This is a genomic window from Xanthomonas sp. LMG 12461 (assembly GCF_009192935.1).
Lineage (GTDB): Bacteria > Pseudomonadota > Gammaproteobacteria > Xanthomonadales > Xanthomonadaceae > Xanthomonas_A > Xanthomonas_A sontii.
The window spans coordinates 1-23206 of the sequence record NZ_NQYT01000042.1; the positions used below are offsets into that span (position 1 = coordinate 1).

Genomic DNA, 23206 nt, shown 5'->3' on the forward strand with positions numbered 1-23206 from the left:
CCGACCTGCAGGTCGGCCGGGCGCCCGGCCGACCTGCAGGTCGGCGGCGTGGCCCTGACCGACGCGCTGATGGCGCCGACCGCGCTGTACGTCAAGCCGATCCTGTCGCTGCTGCGCGAACAGGGCGAAGCCATCCATGCCATGGCGCACATCACCGGCGGCGGCCTGACCGAGAACATCATCCGCGTCATCCCGGACGGCCTGGGCCTGGACATCCGCGCCAGTGCCTGGACCCTGCCGCCGGTGTTCGAGTGGCTGCAGCGCGAAGGCGCGGTGGCCGACAGCGAGATGTGGCGCACCTTCAACTGCGGCATCGGCTTCGTGCTGGTCGCCGCGCCGGAGCAGGTGGCCGCGCTGGAGCGCAGCCTGGACACCCTGGGCCTGGCGCACTGGCAGATCGGCGCGGTGGTGGCCGCCGCGGACGCCGGCGAACGCGTGCACATCGGCTGAGTCGCATGGCGGCGGCCAAGCGCGCCTGGCTGACGCTGGCGCTGGCGGTGTTCGCCGCCAGTTGGCTGCGGCCGCTGTGGCCGGCGGAACAGGCCATGCACAGCTCCCTGGCAGTGCTGGGCCTGGTCTGGCTGGTCTGGCACGACCGGCGATGGCCGCTGCGCACCGGCCACTTCGCGGCTATCTGCCTCTTCATCAGCGTGCACAACGTCGCCGCGCACTGGCTCTATTCCAATGTGCCCTACGACCAGTGGCTGCGCGCGCTGACCGGTGGCTGGTCGCCGAGTGCGGCCTTCGGCTGGCAGCGCAATCACACCGATCGGCTGATCCACCTGCTGTTCGGGGTGTGCTTCGCGCCGGCATTGCGCGACCACGCGCGCCAGCGCTGGCCGGCGCTGTCGGCGCGGCAGGCCTTCGTTTTGGCGACGATGGCGATCATGTGCGTCAGCCTGGTCTACGAATGGCTGGAATGGCTGATCGCGCTGCTGCTGTCGCCGGAGCAGGCCGAGTCCTACAACGGCCAGCAGGGCGATCCCTGGGATGCGCACATGGACATGCTGCTGGCCACGCTGGGCTGCGCCAGCGCCTGGCCGTGGCGACGCATTGCGCGCCCGCTTCCCTCCACCTCGCGCTGAGACAGACGATGTCGCTGCCACCGCCCCTCCCCGTCTCTGGCGGCCATGCCGCCGATGTTGTGCGTGCCACCTCCGACCTGAACACCCTGGCGACGCTGTATGCCGTCATGGCGGGGCTGCAGGTCGTCGTGGTGCTGCTGGTGGGCGCTTTGCTGGCCTACGGCGTGCACGAGGAGGCGCAGCTCAACGCCGTCGGCCAGAGCCCGGACCAGGCGCAGAGCGGCGTCATCGCGATCGTGATGCTGTCGATCCTGCTCGGCTTCGGCCTGCTCGCGCTGCTGCTCAAGGTGCTGGTTGCGCGGGCCTTGCGCCAGCGTCGCCAGTTGGGGCTGTGCTACGCCGGCGCCGTGATCACCTGCCTGGGCTTCCCGCTGGGCACCGCACTGGGCATCGCCACCCTGCTGACATTGCAGCGCCCGGCCGTGGGCGCCCTGTTCCGGACTCCCGCCCGATGACGCTCCGCCTCGCTGTCCTCGCCTCCGGGCGCGGCTCCAACCTGCAGGCCATCCTCGCCGCGATCGCCGCCGGCACCCTCGATGCCGAGGTGGTCGGCGTGTTCGGCGATCGTCCGGAGGCGCCGGCGCTGGCGATGGTGGCGCCGGACCGGCGCTGGTCGGCGCGGCCCAAGGACTTCCCCGATCGCGTCGCCTTCGAGCAGGCGCTGGGCGACGCGGTCGCCGCGGCACGGCCGGACTGTGTGGTCTGCGCCGGCTACATGCGCATTCTCGGCGCCGGCTTCGTGCAGCGCTTCGGCGGGCGCCTGCTCAACATCCACCCCTCGCTGCTGCCCAAGTACCGCGGCCTGCACACCCATGCCCAGGCCTTGGCGGCCGGCGACGCCGAACACGGCGCCAGCGTGCATTTCGTGGTGCCGGAACTGGACGCCGGCGCGGTGATCGCGCAGGTGCGGGTGCCGGTGCAGCCCGGCGACGGTCCCGACGACCTGGCGCAGCGCCTGCTGCCGCGCGAACACCGGCTGCTGTGCGCGGTGCTGCGGCTGGCCGCGGCGGGCCGTCTGGCTGAACGGGACGGCAAGGTCTGGCTGGACGGTCAGTGCCGGTTTAGTCCGCTGCGCCTAGATTGCGACGACGTGCTGCTTCCCTGAATGCGCTGCCGCACCTTCCGCGGCCCCTCCCCCCTCTTCCCTCCCGCTCACGCCAGCCGATCCCATGAAGCTCGCTCCGCGTCCGTTCGCCTTCCTCGTCGCGTCCGGCCTCGGCCTGCTGGCGCCCATCGTCGCTGCGCAGGTCGCGCCGGCGCCGCAGACCGCCCCCGCCCCGACCACGCCCGCCACCGCTGCCCCGGCATCGGCACCGGCCGCCGCAGCGGCGCCGGCGCTGCCGGCGGAGGCCTGGACGCCGCCGCCGCTGCAGCCGTTCGTGGCCACCTACGACGCGCTGTACAAGGGCAAGCCGGCCGGCGACGCGCGCATGGACGTGGTGCACACCGGCGGCGACCAGTGGCGGGTCGACCTGGGCGTGCATGGCCGCAGCGGCTTCGCCAGCATCCTCGGCCTGAACATCGAACAGAGCACGGTGTTCACCGTGCAGGACGGCCGCTACGTCCCGCAGAGCCAGAGCACGGTCAAGAAGGCGGTGTTCTTCGGCAAGAAGGTCACCGGCGTGTACGACTGGAAACAGGGCGTGGCGCGTTGGGACGGCGACCTGAAGAAGGACCGGCAGGCGCCGATCCCGCTGCAGCCCGGCGACCAGAGCGCGCTGCTGCTCAACCTCTCGCTGATGCGCGACGCACAGCCCGGCAAGACCATGACCTACCGCTTCGTCGACGTCGGCCGGGTGCGCGAACATGTGTACCGCGCCGCCGACCAGACCGAGACCGTACAGGTCGGCGACATCAGCTACGACGCATTGCGGGTGTCGCGCACCAATGGCGGCCGCAATGAGACCATCCTGTGGATCGCCAACGGCGTGCCGACGCCGGTGCGCATCCTGCAGCGCGAGGACGGCGAAGACCGCATCGACCTGCGCCTGACCGAATACCAAGGAGCCTGACCATGAACCGCATCGCCCGCCCGCTGACCGCCCTCGCCGCCGCCCTGCTGGCCACGGCGAGCCTGCCCGCCCTGGCCCTGGAGCCGTTCACCGCGGACTACCAGGCCAGCTACATGGGCATGCAGGCCAACGGCGTGATGACCCTGGCCAAGCAAGGCGCCGACCGCTGGCGCTACAGCCTGGCGATCAAGAACCAGGTCGCCGACCTCAGCCAGAGCACCGTGTTCGAGGAAAAGGGCGGGCAGCTGCGTCCGCTTAGCAGCGACGACCGCTCGGTGTTCCTGATCAAGAAGAAGGCGGTGACCGCCAACTACGACTGGAGCACCGGCCAGGCGACCTGGGGCGGCGATCTCAAGGCCGACCGCCGCGGCCCGGTGAAGCTGCAGCCGGGCGACATGGACGCGCTGCTGATCAACCTGGCGATCGCGCGCGACGTCAACGCCGGCAAGACCCCGAGCTACCGCATGGTCGACGAGGGCCGCGCCAAGCCGATGACCTACCGCGTCGCCGGCAAGGAAGCGGTCACCGTCAACGGCAAGACCGAGCAGGCGACCAAGGTCAGCCGCACCGACGGCTCCAAGGAAATCATCGCCTGGATCGTGCCGGACATGCCGGTGCCGGTGCGCATCCTGCAGCGCGAGAACGGCCAGGACGCGCTGGACCTGACGATCAAGGCGTTGCGCTGAAGAGCCGGGATTGGGGAATGGGGATTGGGTAATCGTGAAAGCGGCTTCGCCGCGGGAATTGGGAATCGGGAGTGGGGAATCGTGAAAGCGGTTCCCCGTGCGTGATCGTTCCCGTGTGAGGGCTGGGATTGGGGAATCGCAACAGCAACTCCCTGCCCGTGGTGCTTCCCATGTGGGAGGGGCTTCAGCCCCGACGCGCGGATGCGAATCGTCTTGCGGAAACCAGTTGGCGACTTGCAGCAGACCCTCAAGCGGCGCGCGTTGACTCCTATCCACGGCACATGGACCGTGACGACAGACGGGCCTTTCTGTACAGCACTCCTCACGCGGGCGCCGCCCAGTCAGCGCCCTGCCCCACGCCGTTACTTCTTCTCCGCCGGGGCGGCCTTGAAGGTGGTGCGGCAATCCACGCGGATCTGCGCGCCGGTGCTGCGCCAGTAGAACGTGCTGCATTCGCGCGGGCCGTTCTGGGTGCGGCTCACGCCGACCGCGTAGAACGACTGCCAGATCTCGTCGCGGGTGACCTGGCCATCGCCGTTCCAGTCCATGTCGCGCTCCTCGATGCCCTGGGTGATGGCGATGCCGGTGTACCAGGCATAGCCGACCCAGGCCAGCAGCACCACCACGATCGCCAGCAACACCTTGCGCCGGCGGCTGAAGCGGCCGCTGAGGATCATGCGACGCGCCGGATGGACGCGCCCAGCGCCCCCAGCTTCTCCTCGATGTTCTCGTACCCCCGGTCCAGGTGGTAGATGCGGTCGATGGTGGTATCGCCGTCGGCGACCAGGCCGGCCAGGATCAGCGAGGCCGAGGCGCGCAGGTCGGTGGCCATCACCGGCGCGCCGCTGAGCCGCTCGGCGCCGCGCACGATCGCGGTATGCCCTTCGATCTGGATGTCCGCGCCCAGGCGCAGCAGTTCGTTGACGTGCATGAAACGGTTCTCGAAGATCGTCTCGTTGATCACGCCGACGCCATCGGCCACGCAGTTGAGCGCCATGAACTGCGCCTGCATGTCGGTGGGGAACGCCGGATACGGCGCGGTGGTCAGGCTGACCGCGCGCGGGCGCTTGCCGTGCATGTCCAGGCGGATCCAGTCCTCGCCGGTCTCGATGCTGGCGCCGGCCTCGGTGAGCTTGTCCAGCACCGCGTCGAGGGTGTCGGCGCGCGCGCGGCGCACGGTCACGCTGCCGCCGGTCATCGCCGCGGCGACCAGGAAGGTGCCGGTCTCGATGCGGTCCGGCAGCACCGCGTGGCGGCCGCCGGACAGGCGCTCCACGCCGTGCACGACGATACGCGAGGTGCCGGCGCCTTCGATCTTCGCGCCCAGCGCGATCAGGCAGTCGGCCAGGTCGCTGACCTCCGGCTCCATCGCCGCGTTCTCCAGCACGGTGGTGCCCTCGGCCAGGGCCGCGGCCATCAGCACGTTTTCGGTGCCGGTGACGCTGACCATGTCGAACACGTAGCGGCCGCCCTTGAGCCGGCCGTTGCTGCTGGCCTTGATGTAGCCGTTCTCGACGCTGATCTCCGCGCCCAGCGCCTGCAGGCCCTTGATGTGCTGGTCGACCGGCCGCGAGCCGATCGCGCAGCCGCCCGGCAGCGACACTTCGGCCGCGCCGAACTTGGCCAGCAACGGGCCCAGCACCAGGATCGAGGCGCGCATGGTGCGCACCAGTTCGTACGGGGCGACGTGCTGGTGGACCTTGCGCGGGTCGACGGTGATCGCGCTGCCGCGCGAAAGCGTGCCTTCGTCGATGGTGACCTCCGCGCCCAGCTCGCCGAGCAGCTTCACCGTGGTGATCACGTCGTGCAGCTGCGGCACGTTGGTGATCTCCACCGGCGCATCGGCCAGCAGGGTCGCGCAGAGGATCGGCAGCACAGCGTTCTTGGCGCCGGAAATGTTCACTTCACCGTGCAGCACGTTGCCGCCGGTCACTACGATTTTGGCCATGGGTCTCGTGGGGGAATTGAAAGGGGAGAAACGGGCGCGCGGCGGCTCAGCCGGCGGCGCGCTCGGCCTGTTCGGGGGTCAGGGTGTTCAGCGCCAGCGCGTGGATCGCCCCGCCCATCAGCTCGCCCAGGGTGGCGTAGACCATGCGGTGGCGGGCCAGCGGCAGCTTGCCGGCGAAGGCGGCGCTGACCACGGTGGCCTCGAAGTGCACGCCGTCGTCGCCCTGCACCTGCACCTGCGCGTCCGGCAGGCCGGCCTCGATGAGTTTACGGATGGTTTCGGCGTCCACCGGGCTTTCCTAATAAAATGATCGGCCATTCTACCCTCCGACCGGCACCCGCATGGATGTATCGCCCCTGTCTCCCACGACGCCCGACGACGCCGGCCTGGTCGCCAGCGGCCGTCGCGTGGTCGAGATCGAGCAGGCCGCGCTGGCGGCGGTCGGCGCGCGCATCGGTGCCGAGTTCGCGGCCGCCTGCCGGTTGATCCTGGGTTCGCGCGGGCGCGTGGTCGCCACCGGCATGGGCAAGTCCGGCCATGTGGCGCGCAAGATCGCCGCCACTCTCGCCTCCACCGGCACCCCGGCGTTCTTCGTGCACCCGGGCGAGGCCGGGCATGGCGACTTGGGCATGATCACCGACGCCGATGTGGTCCTGGCGTTGTCCTACTCCGGCGAGTCCGACGAGATCCTGATGCTGCTGCCGGTGCTCAAGCGCCAGGGCAACGCGGTGATCGCAATGACCGGGCGCGCGCAGTCCACGCTGGCGCGCGAGGCCGACCTGCACCTGGACGTCAGCGTGCCAGCCGAGGCCTGCCCGCTGGACCTCGCGCCGACCTCCAGCACCACCGCCTCGCTGGCGCTGGGCGATGCGCTGGCGGTGGCGCTGCTGGACGCGCGCGGCTTCACCGCCGACGACTTCGCCCGCTCGCACCCGGCCGGCAGCCTCGGCCGCCGCCTGCTGCTGCACATCACCGACGTCATGCACCGCGGCGACGAACTGCCCAAGGTCCGCGAAGACGCCAGCCTCAGCGAGGCGCTGGTGGAGATGAGCCGCAAGCGCCTGGGCATGACCGCGGTGGTCGACGCCGACGATCGCCTGCTCGGGCTGTTCACCGACGGCGACCTGCGCCGCGCCCTGGACAGCGCGCTGGACGTGCGCCAGACCCGCATCGCCGAGGTGATGACCCGGCAGCCGCGTACCATCGGCGCCGACCAGCTCGCCGCCGAGGCCGCACGGCTGATGGAAACCCACCAGATCAACGGCCTGATCGTGGTCGACACGGCCGGCCGCGCGGTCGGCGCGCTCAACATTCACGACCTGTTGCGCGCCAGAGTGGTTTAACAGGCTGAACCCGTTCACCGCCAGTGGCGCTCCACGCCGCTGGCCCTGGCCGCTGGAAAGCCGGCCTCCCCGCCCCGATATCCCGAACATGCCCTATTCCCCGCTGGCCGACCTTCCCGCCGACCTGATCGACCGCGCCGCCCGGATCCGCCTGGCGTGCTTCGACGTGGACGGCACGCTGACCGACGGCCGCCTGTATTACGACCGCGACGGCAACGAGAGCAAAGCCTTCAACGTACTCGACGGCCAGGGCCTGGTGCAGTTGCGCCGGCACGGCATCGACGTGGCGCTGATCACCGCGCGGCCCAGCCTGGCCGCGGAGAAGCGCGGCCAGGAGCTGGGCCTGCTGGTGCAGATCGGGGTCAAGGACAAGCGCGCCGGGGTGCAGGCGCTGTGCGACGAGCGCGGCATCGGCCTGGAGCAGGTCTGCTTCATGGGCGACGACCTGCCCGACCTGGCGCCGCTGCGCGTAGTCGGCCTGGCCGTCGCCCCGGCCAACGCCCATCCCTGGACCGCCGAACACGTGCACTGGACCACCCGCGCCCGCGGCGGCGAAGGCGCCGCCCGCGAACTGTGCGACGTGCTGCTGGCGGCACAGGGCCATGTCCCCTCACTGCTGCAGGAGCACGGCGCATGAACTGGCGCACCACCCTCGGCGGCCTGCTGCTGGTCGGGGCACTGATCAGCGGCTGGTCGGCCTGGAACCAACGCAGCAAGCCCAGCCGCAATCCGTCCGACGAAGCCAGCGTGGACTACATCGCCCGCGACTTCGAGATCGTCAGCCTGGACAAGCAGGGCAAGGAAGCGATGACCCTGCGCGCGCCGCAGATGGAACGCAGCCGCGCCGACCAGACGATGTCGATCGTGACTCCGCTGTTCCTGCTGCCCGACGCCAACGGCCAGCACTGGGAAATGCGCAGCAAGACCGGCTGGGTCAGCGCCAACGGCGACGAACTGCGCCTGCGCGACGACGTCGCCGGCGACAGCCCCAAGGTGCCCAGCATCCCACCCACCACCTTCCGCACCCAGAGCCTGGACGTCTTCCCGCAGACCAACAGCGCACGCACCGCCGACCCGGTCACGATGACCCGGCCCGGTATGATGCAGTCCGGCGTCGGCTTCGAGATCGACTTGAAGTCCCGGCAGTACAAGCTCCTTTCACAGGTCAAGACACGCTATGAACCGAACGCTGCCCGCTAAGCTCGCGCTGCTCGCCCTGCTGCTGCCCGCACTGGCGATGGCCAAGTCGTCCGATCGCAATCAGCCGATGGATATCACTTCCGCCAGCCAGAGCGGCAACATGCTCGACGACAACGGCAAGATCCGTTACTCGGGCAATGTCGTCATCATCCAGGGCACGCTCGAAATCCATGCCGACACCGCCGACCTGTTCAAGAAGAACGGCGACATCGATCGCGTCGTGCTGACCGGCAAGCAGGCCACCCTGAAGCAGGAACTGGACGATGGCTCGCCGATGGACGCGGTCGCCGACAACATCGACTACAAGGTGCCCACCGACACGGTGATCCTCACCGGCAATTACCGCATGACCTCGCCCAAGGGCACCAACGCCGGCCAGCGCATGGTCTACAACACCAAGACTGGCGACATGCAGGGCGGTGGCGACGGCACGCGCGTGCACACGGTGATCCAGCCGAAGAACGCTGGCGCTGCTCCGGGCGCCACGCCTGCCAATGGCACCAAGCCCGCCGCCAAGCCGGCCGCGGCACCCGCCAAGCCGGCCAAGCAAGGAGGCCAGTGATGCTGCTCGCCGAAGGCCTGCGCAAGCGCTACAAGCAGCGCGAAGTGGTGCGCGATTTTGCGCTGACCCTGGAGGCCGGCGAAGTGGTCGGCCTGCTCGGCCCCAACGGTGCCGGCAAGACCACCTGCTTCTACATGATCGTCGGCCTGGTCGACGCCGATGCCGGGCGCATCGTGCTCGACGGCAACGACATCACCGCGTTGCCCATGTACAAGCGCGCCAAGCTCGGCGTCGGCTACCTGCCGCAGGAACCGTCGGTGTTCCGCAAGCTCAGCGTCGCCGACAACATCCGCCTGGTGCTGGAACTGCGCGAGGATCTGGACAACGCCGGCCAGGAACGCGAACTGGTGGCGCTGCTGGACGAACTGCAGATCAGCCACGTCGCCGACCAGCTCGGCGCCAGCCTCTCCGGCGGCGAGCGCCGTCGCTGCGAGATCGCCCGCGCGCTGGCGGCCAAGCCGCGGCTGATGCTGCTCGACGAGCCCTTCGCCGGCGTCGACCCGATCTCGGTCGGCGAAATCCAGCGTATCGTCACCCACCTCAAGCAGCGCGGCATCGGCGTGCTCATCACCGACCACAACGTGCGCGAAACCTTGGGAATCTGCGACCGGGCGTATATCCTCAACGAAGGCAGCGTGTTGGCGCAGGGGGCGCCGGAAGCGCTGCTGGCCAACAGCGACGTGCGCCGCGTCTACCTCGGGGAAACCTTCAGGCTCTGACCGCGCACGCGCCGGCTACGCTCCTTCCGCGCTCGGTACAGGCATGAAAGCACGGCTGCAGACATCGCTGGGACAGCACCTGGTCATGACGCCGCAGTTGCGGCAGGCGATCAAGCTGTTGCAGATGTCCAGCGCCGAGCTGGAGGTGGAGATCGCCGAGGCGGTGGAGAGCAATCCGCTGCTGGAGTGGTCCGAGGACGCTGCACCGGCGTTCGAACGCAGCGAAGGCGCCGACCACGGCCTTGACCGCGACCACGCGGCAGGCGAGACACGTAGCGACGGCGATGGCGACCGTGGCGAATCCGCGCCGGCCAGCGACGGCGCCGACTGGGCCGACGCCGAGCCGGCCTGGGCCGGCGGCAGCGGCGGTTCGTTCGACGACGACGACCTGGGCAGCGCGGCCGAACGCGTCGCCGAACCCGACACCCTGATCGATCACCTGCTGTGGCAGTTGCACCTGTCGCCGCTGTCGGCGCGCGACCGCAGCATCGGCGCGGCGCTGATCGACGCGCTCGACGATGACGGCTACCTGCGCGAGCCGCTGGCCGCGATCGCCGAGACGCTGCGCCCGGACATCGCCGCCGAGGAGGACGAGATCCTCACCGTGCTGCACCAGATCCAGCGCTTCGACCCGGCCGGCATCGCCGCGCGCAGCCTGGGCGAATGCCTGACCCTGCAATTGGACACCCTGCCCGAGGACACGCCGGGGCTGGCGCTGGCGCGCACCATCGCCAACGGACCGCTGGAACGGTTGCCGCGCAGCGGCGTGGCCGGGCTGGCCCACGAACTCAAGCGTCCGACGGCGGAGGTCGACACCGCGGTCGCGCTGCTGCGCTCGCTGGACCCGCGCCCGGGCAAGCAGATCGGCGAGCTGGGCAGCGACACCTACGTGGTACCGGACTGCGTGGTCTGGCGCCAGCGCGGGGTCTGGCATGCGGCGCTGTCCGCGCACGCCCAGCCCAAGGTCACCATCCACCGCGGCTACGAGCGGCTGATCCGCCAGTGCGGCGAAAGCGACGCCGGCTATCTGCGCGGGCAACTGCAGGAAGCGCGCTGGCTGCTGAAGAGCCTGGAGGCGCGCGGCGAGACCCTGCTCAAGGTGACCCGGTGCCTGCTCAAGCAGCAGGCCGGCTTCCTGGAGTTCGGCGAACAGGCGCTGCGGCCGCTGACCCTGCGCGAGATCGCCGGCGAACTGGGCCTGCACGAGAGCACCATCTCGCGCGCCATCGCCCGCAAGTACGTGCGCACCCCGCGCGGCACCATCCCGCTGCGCGCCTTCTTCGCCTCGGGCATCGACACCGACAGCGGCGGCGAGGCGTCCAGCACGGCGATCCAGGCGATGATCCGGCGGCTGATCGAGGCGGAAAATCCGCGCAAGCCGCTTTCTGACGCCAAGCTGGCCGACCTGCTGAAAAGTGCCGGCGTGCCTGTAGCGCGCCGCACCGTAGCGAAGTATCGTGAGGCCATGAACATTTCCGCCTCCCACGAACGCGTCCGGATCGGCTAGCGGCGGCGGCGATGGTTCATAGGTGTGAAACCCGAACCAAGGAGTATCCGATGCGTATCGAGACCTACGGCCAGCAGATCGAAGTCACCCCCGCCCTGCGCGAGTATGTGGAGACCAAGCTGCAACGGCTGAAGCGACACTACGAGGAAACCATCGAGGTCCGCGCCCAGCTGGCGCTGCGCAAGCCCGACCACCACGTCGAGGCCACCGTCAACGTCCCCGGCCGCACCCTGCACGCCGACGCCAGCGCGCAGACCATGTACGCGGCGATCGACCTGCTCGCCGACAAGCTGGACCGGCTGATCATCAAGCACAAGGAAAAGAAGCACGACCACCATGCGGCCGAGGTGCGCGACAATCTCGCGTGATCCTCCCCACGTTGCGCCGCCATGCCCTTGACCGATCTGATGGCGGCCGTCAGCACCCAGGTGCTTCCGGCCGCCGATCGCGACACCCTGCTGCACACCGCTGCCGGTCTGCTGGCCTGCCAGCAGGCCGGCGCCGATGAACTCTTCGCCAGCCTGCGCGAGCGCGAGCAGCTCGGCAGCACCGCCATCGGCCATGGGATCGCCATCCCGCACGGCCGCGCGCCGGACCTGGACGCCCCACGTGGCGCGCTGCTGCGCCTGCAACAGCCGATCGATTTCGACGGCCAGGGCACCCTGGTCGACCTGATCTTCGCCATGGCGGTCCCGGCGCACTACACCCACCAACACCTGATGCTGCTGTCCGAACTGGCCGAGCAGTTCTCCATCGAGGAATTCCGCGACGCCCTGCGCAATGCGCCGGACGCCGCCGCACTGTATGCGCTGCTCGGCGGCGCGCCACGGGCCGCCGCATGAACACCAGCATCGACGCACGCGAGCTGTTCGACCAGCAGCGCGACCGCCTGGGCCTGCGCTGGATCGCCGGGCACAAGGGCGAACACCGGGTGCTGGAGGCCGGCAATGCGGTCTCGCGGCGCCCGTCGCTGGCCGGCTATCTCAACACCATCTACCCCAACAAGGTGCAGATCCTCGGCACCGAGGAACTGGCCTGGCTGGACTCGCTGGACGCGCGCCAGCGCTGGGAGACCATCGAGAAGATCGTGCAGGTGCGGCCGCTGGCGCTGGTGGTCACCAAGAATCAGTCGTGCCCGGAAGACCTGCGCGCGGCCGCCGACGAATCCGACACGCCGCTGTGGGTCTCGCCCAAGCGCGGCCACGAACTGCTCAATCACCTGTCCTACCACCTGGCACGCACGCTGGCGCCGCGGGTGATCCTGCATGGCGTGTTCATGGAGATCTACTCGATCGGCGTGCTGATCACCGGCGAGGCGGGTTCGGGCAAGAGCGAACTGGCGCTGGAACTGCTCAGCCGCGGCCACCGCCTGGTCGCCGACGACGCCCCCGAATTCACCCAGATCGCCCCCGACGTGCTCGACGGCACCTGCCCGGAACTGCTGCAGGACCTGCTGGAAGTGCGCGGGCTCGGCGTGCTCAACGTGCGCGAGATGTTCGGCGACACGGCTGTAAAGAAGAACAAGTACCTTCGGCTCATCGTGCACCTGACCCGGCCCATGACCGAGCCCACGCCCCATGGCTACGAGCGCCTCACCGGCGATTCCGGCACCCGCCACGTGCTGGACCTGGACGTGCCGCTGATCACCCTGCCGGTGATGCCCGGCCGCAACCTGGCAGTGCTGACCGAGGCCGCCACGCGCCTGCACATCCTGCGCACCAAGGGCATCGATCCGGCGGCGATGTTCATCGCCCGCCACAGCAACCTGCTGGAGCGGCGCAGCCCATGACCGACGGCGCCCCCACCTCCACCCTGGTCATCGTCAGCGGCCTGTCCGGCTCCGGCAAATCGGTGGCGCTGAAGACCTTCGAGGACCTGGACTACTACTGCGTCGACAACCTGCCGGTGGAACTGCTGCCGGCCTTCGTCAAGAGCCTGGTGCGCGAGGATGCCGGCCCCAGCAAACTGGCGGTGGGCATCGACGTGCGCAGCCGCCACAGCGACCTGAGTCAGCTCTCGCGCTGGCGCGAGGCGGTGGCGCAGTTCGGCCTGGATGCGCGGCTGCTGTTCTTCGACGCCAACGACGAGGCGCTGATCAAGCGCTACGCCGACACGCGCCGGCGCCACCCGCTGTCGCGCCAGGGCCTGTCGCTGCCGGAGGCGATCGAGCGCGAGCGCGCCCTGACCGAGCCGCTGCGCGAGGCGGCCGATGCGGTGATCGACACCAGCACGCTCAACGTGCACCAGCTGCGCCGGCGGGTCACCACCGAGTTCGCGCTGTCCAGCGAGAACACCCTGTCGCTGCTGTTCGAGTCCTTCGCCTACAAGCGCGGGGTGCCGGCCGAGGCGGATTTCGTGTTCGACGCGCGGGTGCTGCCGAATCCGCACTGGGACCCGGAACTGCGGCCGATGACCGGCCGCGACAGCGGCGTGCGCGAGTACCTGGACGCGCAACCGGACGTGCAGCGCTACACCGCGCAACTGATCGACTTCCTCGACACCTGGCTGCCGCGGCTGCGCAACGACACCCGCAGCTACGTGACCATCGCCTTCGGCTGCACCGGCGGCAAGCACCGCTCGGTGTACCTGGCCGAACGCCTGGCCCGCCACGCCCGCGAACAGGGCTGGCCGGAAGTGGCGACCTTCCATCGCGAGCAGGATTGATCGAAAAGCCGGGATTCGGGATCGGGGATTCGGGATTGGCAAAAGCGGCATTGCTCTGGCTCTTGCGAATCCCCAATCCCGAATCCCCAATCTCCGCTCCCCACAGGCATTCCCTGCGCCCTGCCTGACCTGTTAACGTTCTCCCATGGCCTGTGGCATTCTCCTCATCACCCACCCTGGGATCGGCGCCGCGCTGCTGAGCGTGGCGACCCGGCTGTTGCGGCAATTGCCGCTGAAAACCGAAGCCTTCGAGGTGCCGTTCGACGCCGACCTCGACGCGCTGCTACCGAACGCATCTGCCGCGTTGCGCCGGGTGGACGACGGCGATGGCGTGTTGGTGGTGACGGATCTGTACGGCGCCAGCCCGAGCAACCTCGCCGCGCGGCTGGCGCGCCTGGGCACGCCGGTGCGGCGCGTGTCGGCGTTGAGCCTGCCGATGCTGCTGCGGATCATGAACTACCCCGAACAAGGACTGGAGCAGTTGCCCGCGACCGCCGCCGCCGGCTCGCGCAACGGCGTGGTGATCGACGATGCTTGAACGCGAACTGCTGGTCTCCAACCGCCTCGGCCTGCACGCCCGCGCCACTGCCAAGCTGGTGCAGACGCTTTCCTCGTTCCGCTGCAACGCCACGCTGGCGGCCAAGGGCCGCGAGGTCAACGCCAAGAGCATCATGGGCGTGATGCTGCTGGCCGCCGCACAGGGCACGCCGGTGACGGTGCGGGTGGACGGCGCCGACGAAGCCGAGGCACTCAAGGCCGTGGTCGACCTGTTCGAGCGGCGCTTCGACGAGGACAGTTGAGCATGCGCCGCCGGCGGCCGCAGGCAGGGACGCGGTGCCGCCGCACGGGGCACGCGCGGTGAGCGTGCGTATCGCCGGCCATGGCGCCTCGCGCGGCAATGCCCTGGGCCGGGCGCGGGTGCGCCTGCCGCATGCGCTGGAAGTGGCCGAGCAACGCATCGGCGCCGCGCAGATCCCCGAAGAACTCGACCGCCTGCACCGCGCGGTGGACGCCGCGCGCGAGGAGATGCACGGCCTGCGCCAGCGCCTGCACGGCGCCCTGGCCAAGGAGGTCGGCGAATTCCTCGACCTGCACGCGCTGCTGCTCGACGACCCGGAACTGCTGCACGGCCTGGACGAACTGATCCGCACCGGCCGCTACAGCGCCGACTACGCGCTGCGCCTGCAGCGCGACCGCCTGGCGACCGTGTTCGACGACATGGAGGACGCCTACCTCAAGAGCCGCATGGACGATCTGGACCATGTGATCGGGCGGATCCATGCGTTCCTGCAGAAGCGCCAGCCGGACAGCGAAGGCCTGGCCGGCGAGATCCTGGTGTGCGAGAACGTGGCCCCGTCGGAACTGGCGCAACTGCAGGCGCAGGGCGTGGTCGGCATCGTCACCAGCGCCGGCAGCACCCTCTCGCACAGCGCGATCCTGGCGCGCAGCCTGCACCTGCCGCTGGTGGTCGGCGTCGCCGACGCGCTGCAGAAGATCAACGACGGCGACGTGCTGATCATCGACGGCACCCAGGGCGCAGTGCTGGTCGACCCGACCCCGGACGACCTGCGCGACTACCGCAGCCGCGTGCGCGAGCAGGCCAAGCTGCAGCGCAGCCTGGGCAAGCTGCGCTCCAAGCCCAGCCGCACCCGCGACGGCGTGGACATCACCCTGCTGGCCAATGCCGAGTCGCGCGACGACGTCACCCGTGCGCATGCGCTCGGCGCCGACGGCCTGGGCCTGTACCGCACCGAATTCCTGTTCCTGCAGCGCGACGCGCTGCCCGACGAGGAAGAGCAGTTCCACACCTACCGCGACGCGGTGCTGGGCATGAGCGGGCGGCCGGTGACCATCCGTACCCTGGACCTGGGCGCGGACAAGGCCGATCGCACCGGCCTGACCATGAGCAACGAAGAAAACCCGGCGCTGGGGCTGCGCGGCGTGCGCCTGTCGCTGGCCCGGCCCAAGGTCTCCGACACCCAGTTGCGCGCGCTGCTGCGCGCCTCCGCCTACGGCCCGGTGCGGGTGCTGGTGCCGATGGTCAGCACGCGCGAGGAACTACTGGCGATGCGCCGGCATCTCAAGCGCATCGCCGCGCAGTTGCGCCGCGACGGCCACGCCATCGCCGAGCAGGTGCAACTCGGCGCGATGATCGAGGTGCCGGCCGCAGCGCTGGCCCTGGATACCTTCATCGACACGATCGACTTCCTGTCGATCGGCACCAACGACCTGGTGCAGTACCTGCTCGCCGCCGACCGCAACAACGAAGCAGTGGCCGCGCTGTATTCGCCACTGCATCCAGCGGTGCTGCGACTGATCGCGCAGGTGATCGCCACCGGCCAGGCCCATGGCAAGCCGGTGGCGGTGTGCGGCGAGATCGCCGGCGACCCGGCACTGACGCCGATGCTGCTGGCGCTGGGGCTGCGCGAGTTCAGCCTGCACCCGGCGACGATGCTGGAAGTACGCCAGGTGATCCGCGACACCGACCTGCAGACCCTGCGCCAGCGCGGCGCCAAACTGCTGCAGGCCCGCGACCGCAAGGGCATCGAGCGCTGGCTGGCTTGAGAGCCGGGATTGGGGATTCGGGATTGGGGATTGGGATGAAGCCGGTCGGCTGCGGAACGCAGGGATTCGATTGAAGGATGCCGGTTGCGGCATCCTGCGCTGCGCGCTTCGATGAAAAAATCGCCAACGCTCTGGGCAGCAACCGCACGGTTCCGACAGCGCCTGCCCCGCCGCCTTTTTGTGGGAGGGGCTTCAGCCCCGACGCCTTACCGATAAAGCGTCGGGGCTGCAGCCCCTCCCACAGAGGAGCGAAGCGCCTCACGCTCGCGCAGAAGCATCGAATCCCCAATCCCGACTCCCCAATCCCCGCCATCCACTGTGCTTCCCGCAACATGCAGGCGATAATGTTGGGATGAACATCTGACCCACCGCGTTTCTCCGGAGCGCGGCCTCACCCAAGGGAGCAGCGCATGGCCGACGCCGTCCGCCACGACAAGACCGCGCGGCAGCTGCGCATGCTGTCCGATGCGCTGGACAGCGGGCGCCTAGGCCCGGTGCGGCGGCTGGTCAATACGCTGGCGCCGGCCGAGATCGGCAACCTGCTGGAGTCGTTGCCGCCGGGCAAGCGCGAGGTGGTATGGGGGCTGGTCGATCCGGAGGACGACGGCGAAGTACTGGTCCACGTCGGCGAGGAAGTGCGCGAAAGCCTGCTCGCGGACATGGACCCGGACGAAATCGTCGCCGCGGTCGAAGACCTGGACATCGACGACCTGGCGAACCTGGTCGAGGACTTGCCGGACACGGTCATCGACGAAGTGCTCAAGTCGATGGACCGCGAGAACCGCGAGCGGCTCGAGCAGGTGCTGTCGTATCCCGAGGACAGCGCCGGCCGCCTGATGAACCCGGACGTGGTCACCGTGCGCGCCGACGTCAACGTCGACGTGGTGCTGCGCTACCTGCGCCTGCGCGGCGAACTGCCGGACCACACCGACCACCTGTTCGTGGTCAGCCGCCGCCACCAGTACCTGGGGCGGGTGTCGCTGGCGGCGCTGGTGACCCACGAGGATTCCACCCCGATCAACCGGCTGATCGACGACGAGCAGCCGGCGATCGACGTCGGCGAAGGCGCCGACGAGGTCGCGCGGCAGTTCTCCGACCACGACTGGATCTCCGCGCCGGTGGTGGACGACAACAACATCCTGCTCGGCCGCATCACCATCGACGACGTGGTCGACATCATCCGCGACCAGGCCGAGCACCAGGCGATGAGCGCCGCCGGCCTGGACGAGGACGAGGACCTGTTCAGCCCGGTGCGGCGCGCGTTCCGGCGCCGCCTGCTGTGGCTGACGATCAACCTCGGCACCGCCTTCATCGCCTCCAGCGTGGTCGGCCAGTTCGAGGGAACCATCGCCAAGCTGGTGGCGCTGGCCGCGCTGATGCCGATCGTGGCCGGCATGGGCGGCAACGCCGGCACCCAGGTGCTGGCGCTGATGGTGCGCGGCCTGGCGCTGGGCCAGATCGGCGCCTCCAACGTGATCGTGCTGCTGCGCAAGGAACTGGCGGTGGCGCTGATCAACGGCCTGGCGCTGGGCATCGGCCTGGGCCTGATCGTGCTGCTGTGGTTCAAGCAGCCGCTGCTGTCGCTGGTGATCGGCTCGGCCCTGACCATCAACCTGCTCACCGCCGCGCTGGGCGGCGTGCTGGTGCCGCTGACGCTCAAGCGCCTGGGCTTCGATCCGGCGCTGGCCGGCGGGGTGATCCTGACCACGCTGACCGACGTGATGGGCTTCCTCAGCTTCCTCGGCCTGGCCACCCTGGTCCTGCTGTAAGGCATCTCCATGCGGCGGGCGCGATTCCCGCCGACGCACCGCACGGAGCGGCAGCAGCGCGCGTCGCCGCATCAACCGGTGCACGACGGTCACGCCACGCCAGCACGCACCTTGGCCGCCGGCTGACTGGCGCATGTCCGCCGCCCCTGCCCGGGTTGTCGTGGAGACGTTCCGCCCACGATACTGCGGCCTTCCCATCCGAGGGCCGGCCATGTCGATGCGTTCGTTGCTGCTTCTGCTGTGCCTGTCGATGGTCGGCTGCAGCAGTCTGCCCAGCGACCCGGCCACCGGCCACTTCGTCAGCCGCCAGCTCAGCCTCGACGGACGCATCTACCGCTACCAGGTGTTCGTGCCGGCGCCGGCGCATCGCCAGGGCCCGGTGCCGGTGGTGCTGTTCCTGCACGGCTCCGGCGAGCGCGGCGACGATGGCCGCGACCAGACCACGGCTGGACTGGGCCCGTACCTGCGCCGCCACCTGGCCGATTTCCCGGCGCTGGTGGTGATGCCGCAGGCACCCGACGGCGAGGAATGGAACGGCGCCAACGCGACCATGGCGCTGCAGGCGCTGGACGACAGCAGCGCCGAGTTCAACGGCGACCCGCAACGCACCTATCTGACCGGCATGTCGATGGGCGGCTACGGCACCTGGGAGATCGCCCTGAAGCAGCCGCAGCGCTTCGCTGCGCTGGTGCCGATCTGCGGCGCGATCCTCTCCCCGCACGAAGACCGCGAATACCTGGTGGTGACGCCGGTGGCCTATCTGGCCGATCCCTACAGCGCCCTGGCGCAGCGCCTGCGGCACGTGCCGGTGTGGATCTTCCACGGCGCCCAGGACGACGTGGTGCTGCCGCACGACGACCGCAAGATCGTCCGTGCATTCAAGAACCTCGACGCCGACGTGCGCTACACCGAATACCCGCAGGGCAACCACAACGCCTGGGATGCCACCTACCGCGATCCGAAGATGTGGCAGTGGCTGTTCGCGCAGAAGCGCAGCGACGCCGCCACGCAGACGACCGCCGACAACTGAGCGCGGCTACACCAATGGCGCGTGCTCAAGCATGCGCCGCGCGTCAGGGAGACGCACTGAAACGGCACGTGCCAGCCGGTGGCTGGCCGCGACGTCGCTACCGCTGCAACGCCAATCGCTGCGCAACGTTGCGCCAAACCGCGTACAGTCCGCGCTTTCGTGCATAGGCCCGGCATGGCGACCGCCCCCTCTTCATCGCAGACCGCGTTCCACGCCCGCCTGCGCGCCCTGGAGCCGAGCGCAGCGGTGGTCGCCGGCGCGGCGATTCCGCCACTGCTGGTGCCGGCACACGACGACGCCGCTGCGTTGCAATTCAGCGACAGCGGACGCTGGCTGTTGCAGGTGCTGGATGCGCTGGACGCGCTGCACCAGGCAAGCCAGGCCACCCGCCTGTCCGCCGATGCGCTGCGCCGCGATCAGAAGTTCGCACCGCCGGGACGGCCGTCGCTGCACCTGGTGCAGTTGCGCCAGCAGCAGGCGGCCGCGCAGCAGGCGGTGCGTCGTGCCAACCAGACGCTGGCGCAGGCCGCCGCCGGCTTCGTGCGCAGCGCCGGGCTGACGCCACCACCGCGGACCGGGCCGGTGGCGTTCGTGCAAGGATGGCTCGCACGCCATCTGGGGTAGCGGCACCGCGGTGCCGCGCGGCCCGGGCGTGCATCGATATACGGCCCGCCACGCCGCGCGTGTCTACGCAAGCTAAACCGCGGGCGCCAGAGCGCCCATGCCAGCCCGGCCTGCACCTGCCCCGCTGCTATCCTGCACGCCCCTCGCACTCCGCTGCCCGACGCCCCATGCCCGTGCCCGCTCTCGTTGCCCTCCCCTGCCCTGCCCCGGCGGCCTGCTCGCGCACGCGCCTTGGCGCCCGTGCCACGGCTGCGGCGGCATGAGCATGCCCGGCGCGCACACGGCCAATTTCGCCACCTGGGGCATCTGCGCGCTGGCCACGGCCGGCGTGATCGCGCGGCCGTTCAAGCTGCCCGAGGCGTGCTGGGCGGTGGGCGGCGCGCTGCTGCTGATGGTGCTGGGGCTGATGCCCGGCGGCGAGGCCTGGCAGGCGGTACTCAAGGGCCTGGACGTGTACCTGTTCCTGATCGGCATGATGCTGCTGTCGGAGACCGCGCGCGCCGAAGGCCTGTTCGACTGGGTGGCGATGCATGCGGTGAACCTGGCCAAGGGCTCGACCCAGCGCCTGTTCGCGCTGGTGTTCGGCGTCGGCATCGTGGTCACCGCGTTCCTGTCCAACGACGCCACCGCGGTGGTGCTGACCCCGGCGGTGTACGCGGCCGCGCGCAAGGCCGGCGCCAAGCCGCTGCCGCTGCTGTTCGCCTGCGCGCTGATCGCCAACGCCGCCAGCTTCGTGCTGCCGATCTCCAACCCCGCCAATCTGGTGCTGTACGGCGGCAAGATGCCGACCCTGGGCGCGTGGATGGCCGCGTTCGCGCTGCCGTCGCTGCTGGCGATCGGGGTGACCTTCGTGATGCTGCGCTGGGCCGAGCGCAAGGACCTGACCGGCCATTGCGCCACGCGCGTGGACACGGTGCCGCTGACCCGCGGCGGCACCTTCGCCCTGGTCGGCATCCTCGCCACCGCCGCGCTGCTGGTCGGCGTCTCCGCGCTCGGCCTGGACCTGGGCCTGCCGACCTGTCTGGCCGGCCTGGCGACGCTGGGCGTGGTGTGCCTGGGTGGCCGCCAGTCGCCGCTGCCGATGGCCAAGGCGGTGTCGTGGTCGGTGCTGCCGCTGGTGGCCGGCCTGTTCGTGCTGGTGGAGGCGCTGTCGCGCACCGGCGTGATTGGCCTGCTCGCGCGTACCCTGGCCGACGCCGCTGCGCACTCGCCGCAGGCCACCGCCGGCATCGCCGGCACCCTGCTGGCGTTCGGCTCCAACCTGATGAACAACCTGCCCGCCGGCCTGATCGCCAGCACCACCGTGGCCCAGGCGCAGCCGCCGCAACTGGTGGTGGACGCGCTGCTGATCGGCGTGGATCTGGGCCCGAACCTGTCGATCACCGGCTCGCTGGCGACCATCCTGTGGCTGACCGCGATCCGCCGCGAAGGCGAGGACGTGGGCTTCTGGCGCTTCCTTAAGGTCGGCGCGCTGGTGATGCCGCCGGCGCTGCTGTGTGCGCTGGGGGCGCGGCTGCTGCTGGGCTGAGTCGCGCGCGCCCACTTCGCGGATTGCCCATGGCGGCCAAGCCCGCGGGATGGGCACCCAGGCTCGGCCTGCAGCGACCGCGGGTCGGCCGCGCGGCTTCTACCGCACCGCGTCGCGGCCGAAGCCGCTGCTCCGAGGGAGTCTGCGAGCTGTCGGTGCCGTCACAGGAGCGGCTTCAGCCGCGACAGGCTTACCACGGCAACTGCCGCGGCTGATCCATGAAAAGCAACGAGCGCCGCTGTTACGGCAGCGGACATGACGCGCGCGGAGCCCGCGCCTGTGGAAGCGACGTCAGTCGCCACGAGCGGAGCCCAACGCCGGCCGACACCCTCGCGCGTCGGGACGGAAGTCCCTCCCACCACGGCATGCCGCCACCGCTGGAGCGCGCGCCCTACCCCGCGCGCAGCCGCCGCGCCACGCCGCTGACCACGGCAATGACCGCGGTCAGCGCCGCCATCGACAGGAACTGCGTACGGGTGTCCGGCGAGGCCACCAGCAGGCCGAAGATCAGCGCCAGGATCGCCAGCGCCAGCACGGTGAGCACCGGATAGCCCCGCATGCGGAACGGCAGGCGAGTGCCGGCACGGTCGGCGCGCGCACGCAGGATCAGCTGCGACAGCAGCGAGATCGTCCACACCAGCAGGCAGGTGGCGCCGACGATGTTCAGCAGCACCGGCAGCACCCGGTTCGGATACAGCAGTTCCAGCACCGCGGCGACGAAGCCGAACAGCACGCTGGCCAGCACCGCCAGCCACGGCACCTGCTGACGGCTGGACGCGGCCAGCGCGCGCGGCGCTTCGCCGCGCTGGGCCAGCGAGAAGATCATCCGCGAGGCACCGTACAGATTGGCGTTGAGCGCCGACAGCAGCGCGATCACCGCGATCAGGGTGATGCCGGTGGCGGCGCCGGGAATCCGGGCCACCTGCAGCACCGCGGCGAACGGCGAACTCAGCGCCTGGCTCTGCCACGGCACCACCGCAATGATCACGCTCAGCGAGCCGATGTAGAACACCAGGATGCGCCAGGCGACGGTGCGGATGGCGCGGGCGATGCTGCGCTCCGGGTCGGCGGTCTCCGCCGCGGCCACCGCCACGATCTCGGTGCCGCCGAACGCGAACACCACCACCAGCAGCGCGGCACCGATGCCAGCCAGGCCCTTCGGCGCGAAGCCGCCGTTGCCGGTGACGTTGGACAGGCCCGGCGAGGCCACCCCGGGCAGCCAGCCGGCCAGCAGGGCGATGCCGACCAGGATGAAGCCGACGATCGCCGCGACCTTGAGGATGGCGAACCAGAATTCGAACTCGCCGAAGTTGCGCACGCCCAGCAGGTTGATCGCGGTGAACGCGGCCATGAACGCGATCGCGGCCAACGGCACCGGCAAGCCCGGCCACACCGTCGCCAGCAGGCCGGCGGCGCCCACGGCCTCGGCGGCGATCACGATCACCAGCTGCAGCCACCAAAGCCAGCCCACGGTGGCGCCGGCGGTCGGTCCCATCGCGTCGGCGGCGTACACCGAGAACGCGCCGCTGGCCGGCTTGGCCGCCGCCATCTCGCCCAGCGCGTTCATCACGATGATCACCAGCGCGCCGGCGACCAGATAGGAAATCAGCACCGCGGGCCCTGCCGCGTGCACGCCAACGCCGGAGCCCAGGAACAGGCCGGCGCCGATCGCGCTGCCCAATCCCATCATGATCAGTTGCCGCGGTTTCAGCGCATGGCGCAAGGCGGGTGCGGCGGCAGGCGGGACAGGCGCGGACGGATGCGGCATCGGCTCGGTCGGGTGCGGAAAACGCGACACGATACAGGCTGGCGACGATGCCGTGCGGCTACGCGCGCGTTTGGCCGCCTGCGAGCGCGGATCGGCGCACAGCGGCGGCATGGCTGCTGCAACGCAGCGCGGATCCGCGCACGCGGCCGCGATCCACACCGCCGGGGCGGACGGCGAGCGCGTTGCTGGCGGCCCT

Annotated in this window: 27 protein-coding genes; 23 read left to right on the forward strand and 4 right to left on the reverse strand. The window is 70.1% G+C overall.

Going from position 1 to position 23206, the window contains the following annotated elements:
• The 6 genes from CEK68_RS11420 to CEK68_RS11445 all read left to right on the forward strand — a co-directional run.
• Nucleotides 1–450 (forward strand): AIR synthase-related protein (locus CEK68_RS11420; protein WP_255424773.1); only part of this gene is annotated, 450 nt, incomplete at its 5' end.
• Nucleotides 451–455: 5 nt separating this feature from the next.
• The gene (locus tag CEK68_RS11425; protein WP_152239435.1) at nt 456–1085 is read left to right on the forward strand and encodes a DUF2238 domain-containing protein; all 630 of its coding nucleotides are present in this window, start codon (nt 456–458) and stop codon (nt 1083–1085) included.
• Nucleotides 1086–1093: 8 nt separating this feature from the next.
• Nucleotides 1094–1540, forward strand: coding sequence for a hypothetical protein (locus tag CEK68_RS11430; RefSeq protein WP_152239436.1), 447 nt, complete (start codon nt 1094–1096; stop codon nt 1538–1540).
• Nucleotides 1537–2190: a phosphoribosylglycinamide formyltransferase gene (gene purN / locus CEK68_RS11435; RefSeq protein ID WP_152239437.1), complete on the forward strand. Its 654-nt coding sequence runs from the start codon at nt 1537–1539 to the stop codon at nt 2188–2190. The genes CEK68_RS11430 and purN overlap by 4 nt, the downstream gene beginning before the upstream one ends.
• 64 nt (nt 2191–2254) lie before the next feature.
• Complete coding sequence (locus CEK68_RS11440) at nt 2255–3097, forward strand: DUF3108 domain-containing protein (RefSeq protein WP_152239438.1); 843 nt, start codon at nt 2255–2257, stop codon at nt 3095–3097.
• Between the two features lie 2 nt (nt 3098–3099).
• Nucleotides 3100–3783 carry a DUF3108 domain-containing protein gene (locus CEK68_RS11445; RefSeq protein WP_152239439.1) on the forward strand — a complete coding sequence of 228 codons (684 nt, stop codon included), beginning with the start codon at nt 3100–3102 and terminating at the stop codon, nt 3781–3783.
• Nucleotides 3784–4145: 362 nt separating this feature from the next.
• On the opposite strand, the gene CEK68_RS11450 is transcribed toward CEK68_RS11445, so the two are convergent.
• Genes CEK68_RS11450 through CEK68_RS11460 form a run of 3 tightly spaced genes read right to left on the reverse strand, consistent with a single transcriptional unit; the run spans nt 4146 to nt 6020 of the window.
• Nucleotides 4146–4460 (reverse strand): hypothetical protein, encoded by a 315-nt coding sequence (locus CEK68_RS11450; protein WP_010344096.1) that lies wholly within the window; start codon nt 4458–4460, stop codon nt 4146–4148.
• On the reverse strand, nt 4457–5731 hold the full coding sequence (gene murA / locus CEK68_RS11455; protein ID WP_152239440.1) for a UDP-N-acetylglucosamine 1-carboxyvinyltransferase: 1275 nt from the start codon (nt 5729–5731) through the stop codon (nt 4457–4459). Before murA ends, CEK68_RS11450 begins: the two co-directional genes overlap by 4 nt.
• Nucleotides 5732–5777: 46 nt before the next feature.
• Nucleotides 5778–6020: a BolA/IbaG family iron-sulfur metabolism protein gene (locus CEK68_RS11460; RefSeq protein ID WP_010344098.1), complete on the reverse strand. Its 243-nt coding sequence runs from the start codon at nt 6018–6020 to the stop codon at nt 5778–5780.
• A 52-nt stretch (nt 6021–6072) separates the two neighbouring features.
• On the opposite strand from CEK68_RS11460, the gene CEK68_RS11465 reads away from it, so the two are divergent.
• From CEK68_RS11465 to CEK68_RS11545, 17 genes are all read left to right on the forward strand, one after another.
• Complete coding sequence (locus CEK68_RS11465) at nt 6073–7074, forward strand: KpsF/GutQ family sugar-phosphate isomerase (RefSeq protein ID WP_017910667.1); 1002 nt, start codon at nt 6073–6075, stop codon at nt 7072–7074.
• A gap of 88 nt (nt 7075–7162) precedes the next feature.
• Complete coding sequence (locus CEK68_RS11470; protein ID WP_017910666.1) at nt 7163–7711, forward strand: HAD hydrolase family protein; 549 nt, start codon at nt 7163–7165, stop codon at nt 7709–7711.
• Nucleotides 7708–8274: an LPS export ABC transporter periplasmic protein LptC gene (lptC, locus tag CEK68_RS11475; protein WP_017910665.1), complete on the forward strand. Its 567-nt coding sequence runs from the start codon at nt 7708–7710 to the stop codon at nt 8272–8274. The genes CEK68_RS11470 and lptC overlap by 4 nt, the downstream gene beginning before the upstream one ends.
• A complete protein-coding gene (gene lptA / locus CEK68_RS11480) occupies nt 8252–8836 on the forward strand; it encodes a lipopolysaccharide transport periplasmic protein LptA (RefSeq protein ID WP_152239441.1) in 585 nt (194 codons plus the stop codon). Before lptC ends, lptA begins: the two co-directional genes overlap by 23 nt.
• Nucleotides 8836–9555 (forward strand): LPS export ABC transporter ATP-binding protein, encoded by a 720-nt coding sequence (gene lptB / locus CEK68_RS11485; protein ID WP_152239442.1) that lies wholly within the window; start codon nt 8836–8838, stop codon nt 9553–9555. The genes lptA and lptB overlap by 1 nt, the downstream gene beginning before the upstream one ends.
• Before the next feature lie 43 nt (nt 9556–9598).
• Nucleotides 9599–11062, forward strand: coding sequence for an RNA polymerase factor sigma-54 (locus CEK68_RS11490; protein ID WP_152239443.1), 1464 nt, complete (start codon nt 9599–9601; stop codon nt 11060–11062).
• A gap of 50 nt (nt 11063–11112) precedes the next feature.
• Entirely contained in the window at nt 11113–11430 is a 318-nt protein-coding gene (gene raiA, locus CEK68_RS11495) for a ribosome-associated translation inhibitor RaiA (RefSeq protein WP_010344105.1), read from the forward strand.
• Nucleotides 11431–11451: 21 nt separating this feature from the next.
• Nucleotides 11452–11904, forward strand: coding sequence for a PTS sugar transporter subunit IIA (locus tag CEK68_RS11500; RefSeq protein ID WP_017913815.1), 453 nt, complete (start codon nt 11452–11454; stop codon nt 11902–11904).
• On the forward strand, nt 11901–12851 hold the full coding sequence (gene hprK / locus CEK68_RS11505; protein WP_017910661.1) for an HPr(Ser) kinase/phosphatase: 951 nt from the start codon (nt 11901–11903) through the stop codon (nt 12849–12851). The genes CEK68_RS11500 and hprK overlap by 4 nt, the downstream gene beginning before the upstream one ends.
• Nucleotides 12848–13726, forward strand: coding sequence for an RNase adapter RapZ (gene rapZ, locus CEK68_RS11510; RefSeq protein ID WP_017913816.1), 879 nt, complete (start codon nt 12848–12850; stop codon nt 13724–13726). Before hprK ends, rapZ begins: the two co-directional genes overlap by 4 nt.
• Before the next feature lie 145 nt (nt 13727–13871).
• Nucleotides 13872–14264 (forward strand): PTS sugar transporter subunit IIA, encoded by a 393-nt coding sequence (locus tag CEK68_RS11515; protein WP_017910659.1) that lies wholly within the window; start codon nt 13872–13874, stop codon nt 14262–14264.
• Entirely contained in the window at nt 14257–14526 is a 270-nt protein-coding gene (locus CEK68_RS11520) for an HPr family phosphocarrier protein (protein WP_010344110.1), read from the forward strand. Before CEK68_RS11515 ends, CEK68_RS11520 begins: the two co-directional genes overlap by 8 nt.
• 58 nt (nt 14527–14584) lie before the next feature.
• On the forward strand, nt 14585–16291 hold the full coding sequence (ptsP, locus tag CEK68_RS11525; protein WP_017913817.1) for a phosphoenolpyruvate--protein phosphotransferase: 1707 nt from the start codon (nt 14585–14587) through the stop codon (nt 16289–16291).
• Between the two features lie 410 nt (nt 16292–16701).
• Nucleotides 16702–18060, forward strand: a complete 1359-nt coding sequence (gene mgtE / locus CEK68_RS11530) for a magnesium transporter (RefSeq protein WP_017913818.1) — start codon at nt 16702–16704, stop codon at nt 18058–18060.
• A 211-nt stretch (nt 18061–18271) separates the two neighbouring features.
• The gene (locus tag CEK68_RS11535; protein WP_043095733.1) at nt 18272–19090 is read left to right on the forward strand and encodes a prolyl oligopeptidase family serine peptidase; all 819 of its coding nucleotides are present in this window, start codon (nt 18272–18274) and stop codon (nt 19088–19090) included.
• Between the two features lie 174 nt (nt 19091–19264).
• A complete protein-coding gene (locus tag CEK68_RS11540) occupies nt 19265–19714 on the forward strand; it encodes a hypothetical protein (protein ID WP_152239444.1) in 450 nt (149 codons plus the stop codon).
• 259 nt (nt 19715–19973) lie between these two features.
• Nucleotides 19974–21242 (forward strand): arsenic transporter, encoded by a 1269-nt coding sequence (locus CEK68_RS11545; RefSeq protein WP_043095736.1) that lies wholly within the window; start codon nt 19974–19976, stop codon nt 21240–21242.
• Between the two features lie 391 nt (nt 21243–21633).
• On the opposite strand, the gene CEK68_RS11550 is transcribed toward CEK68_RS11545, so the two are convergent.
• Nucleotides 21634–23010 carry an amino acid permease gene (locus tag CEK68_RS11550; RefSeq protein ID WP_026144708.1) on the reverse strand — a complete coding sequence of 459 codons (1377 nt, stop codon included), beginning with the start codon at nt 23008–23010 and terminating at the stop codon, nt 21634–21636.
• Nucleotides 23011–23206: the final 196 nt, after the last annotated feature.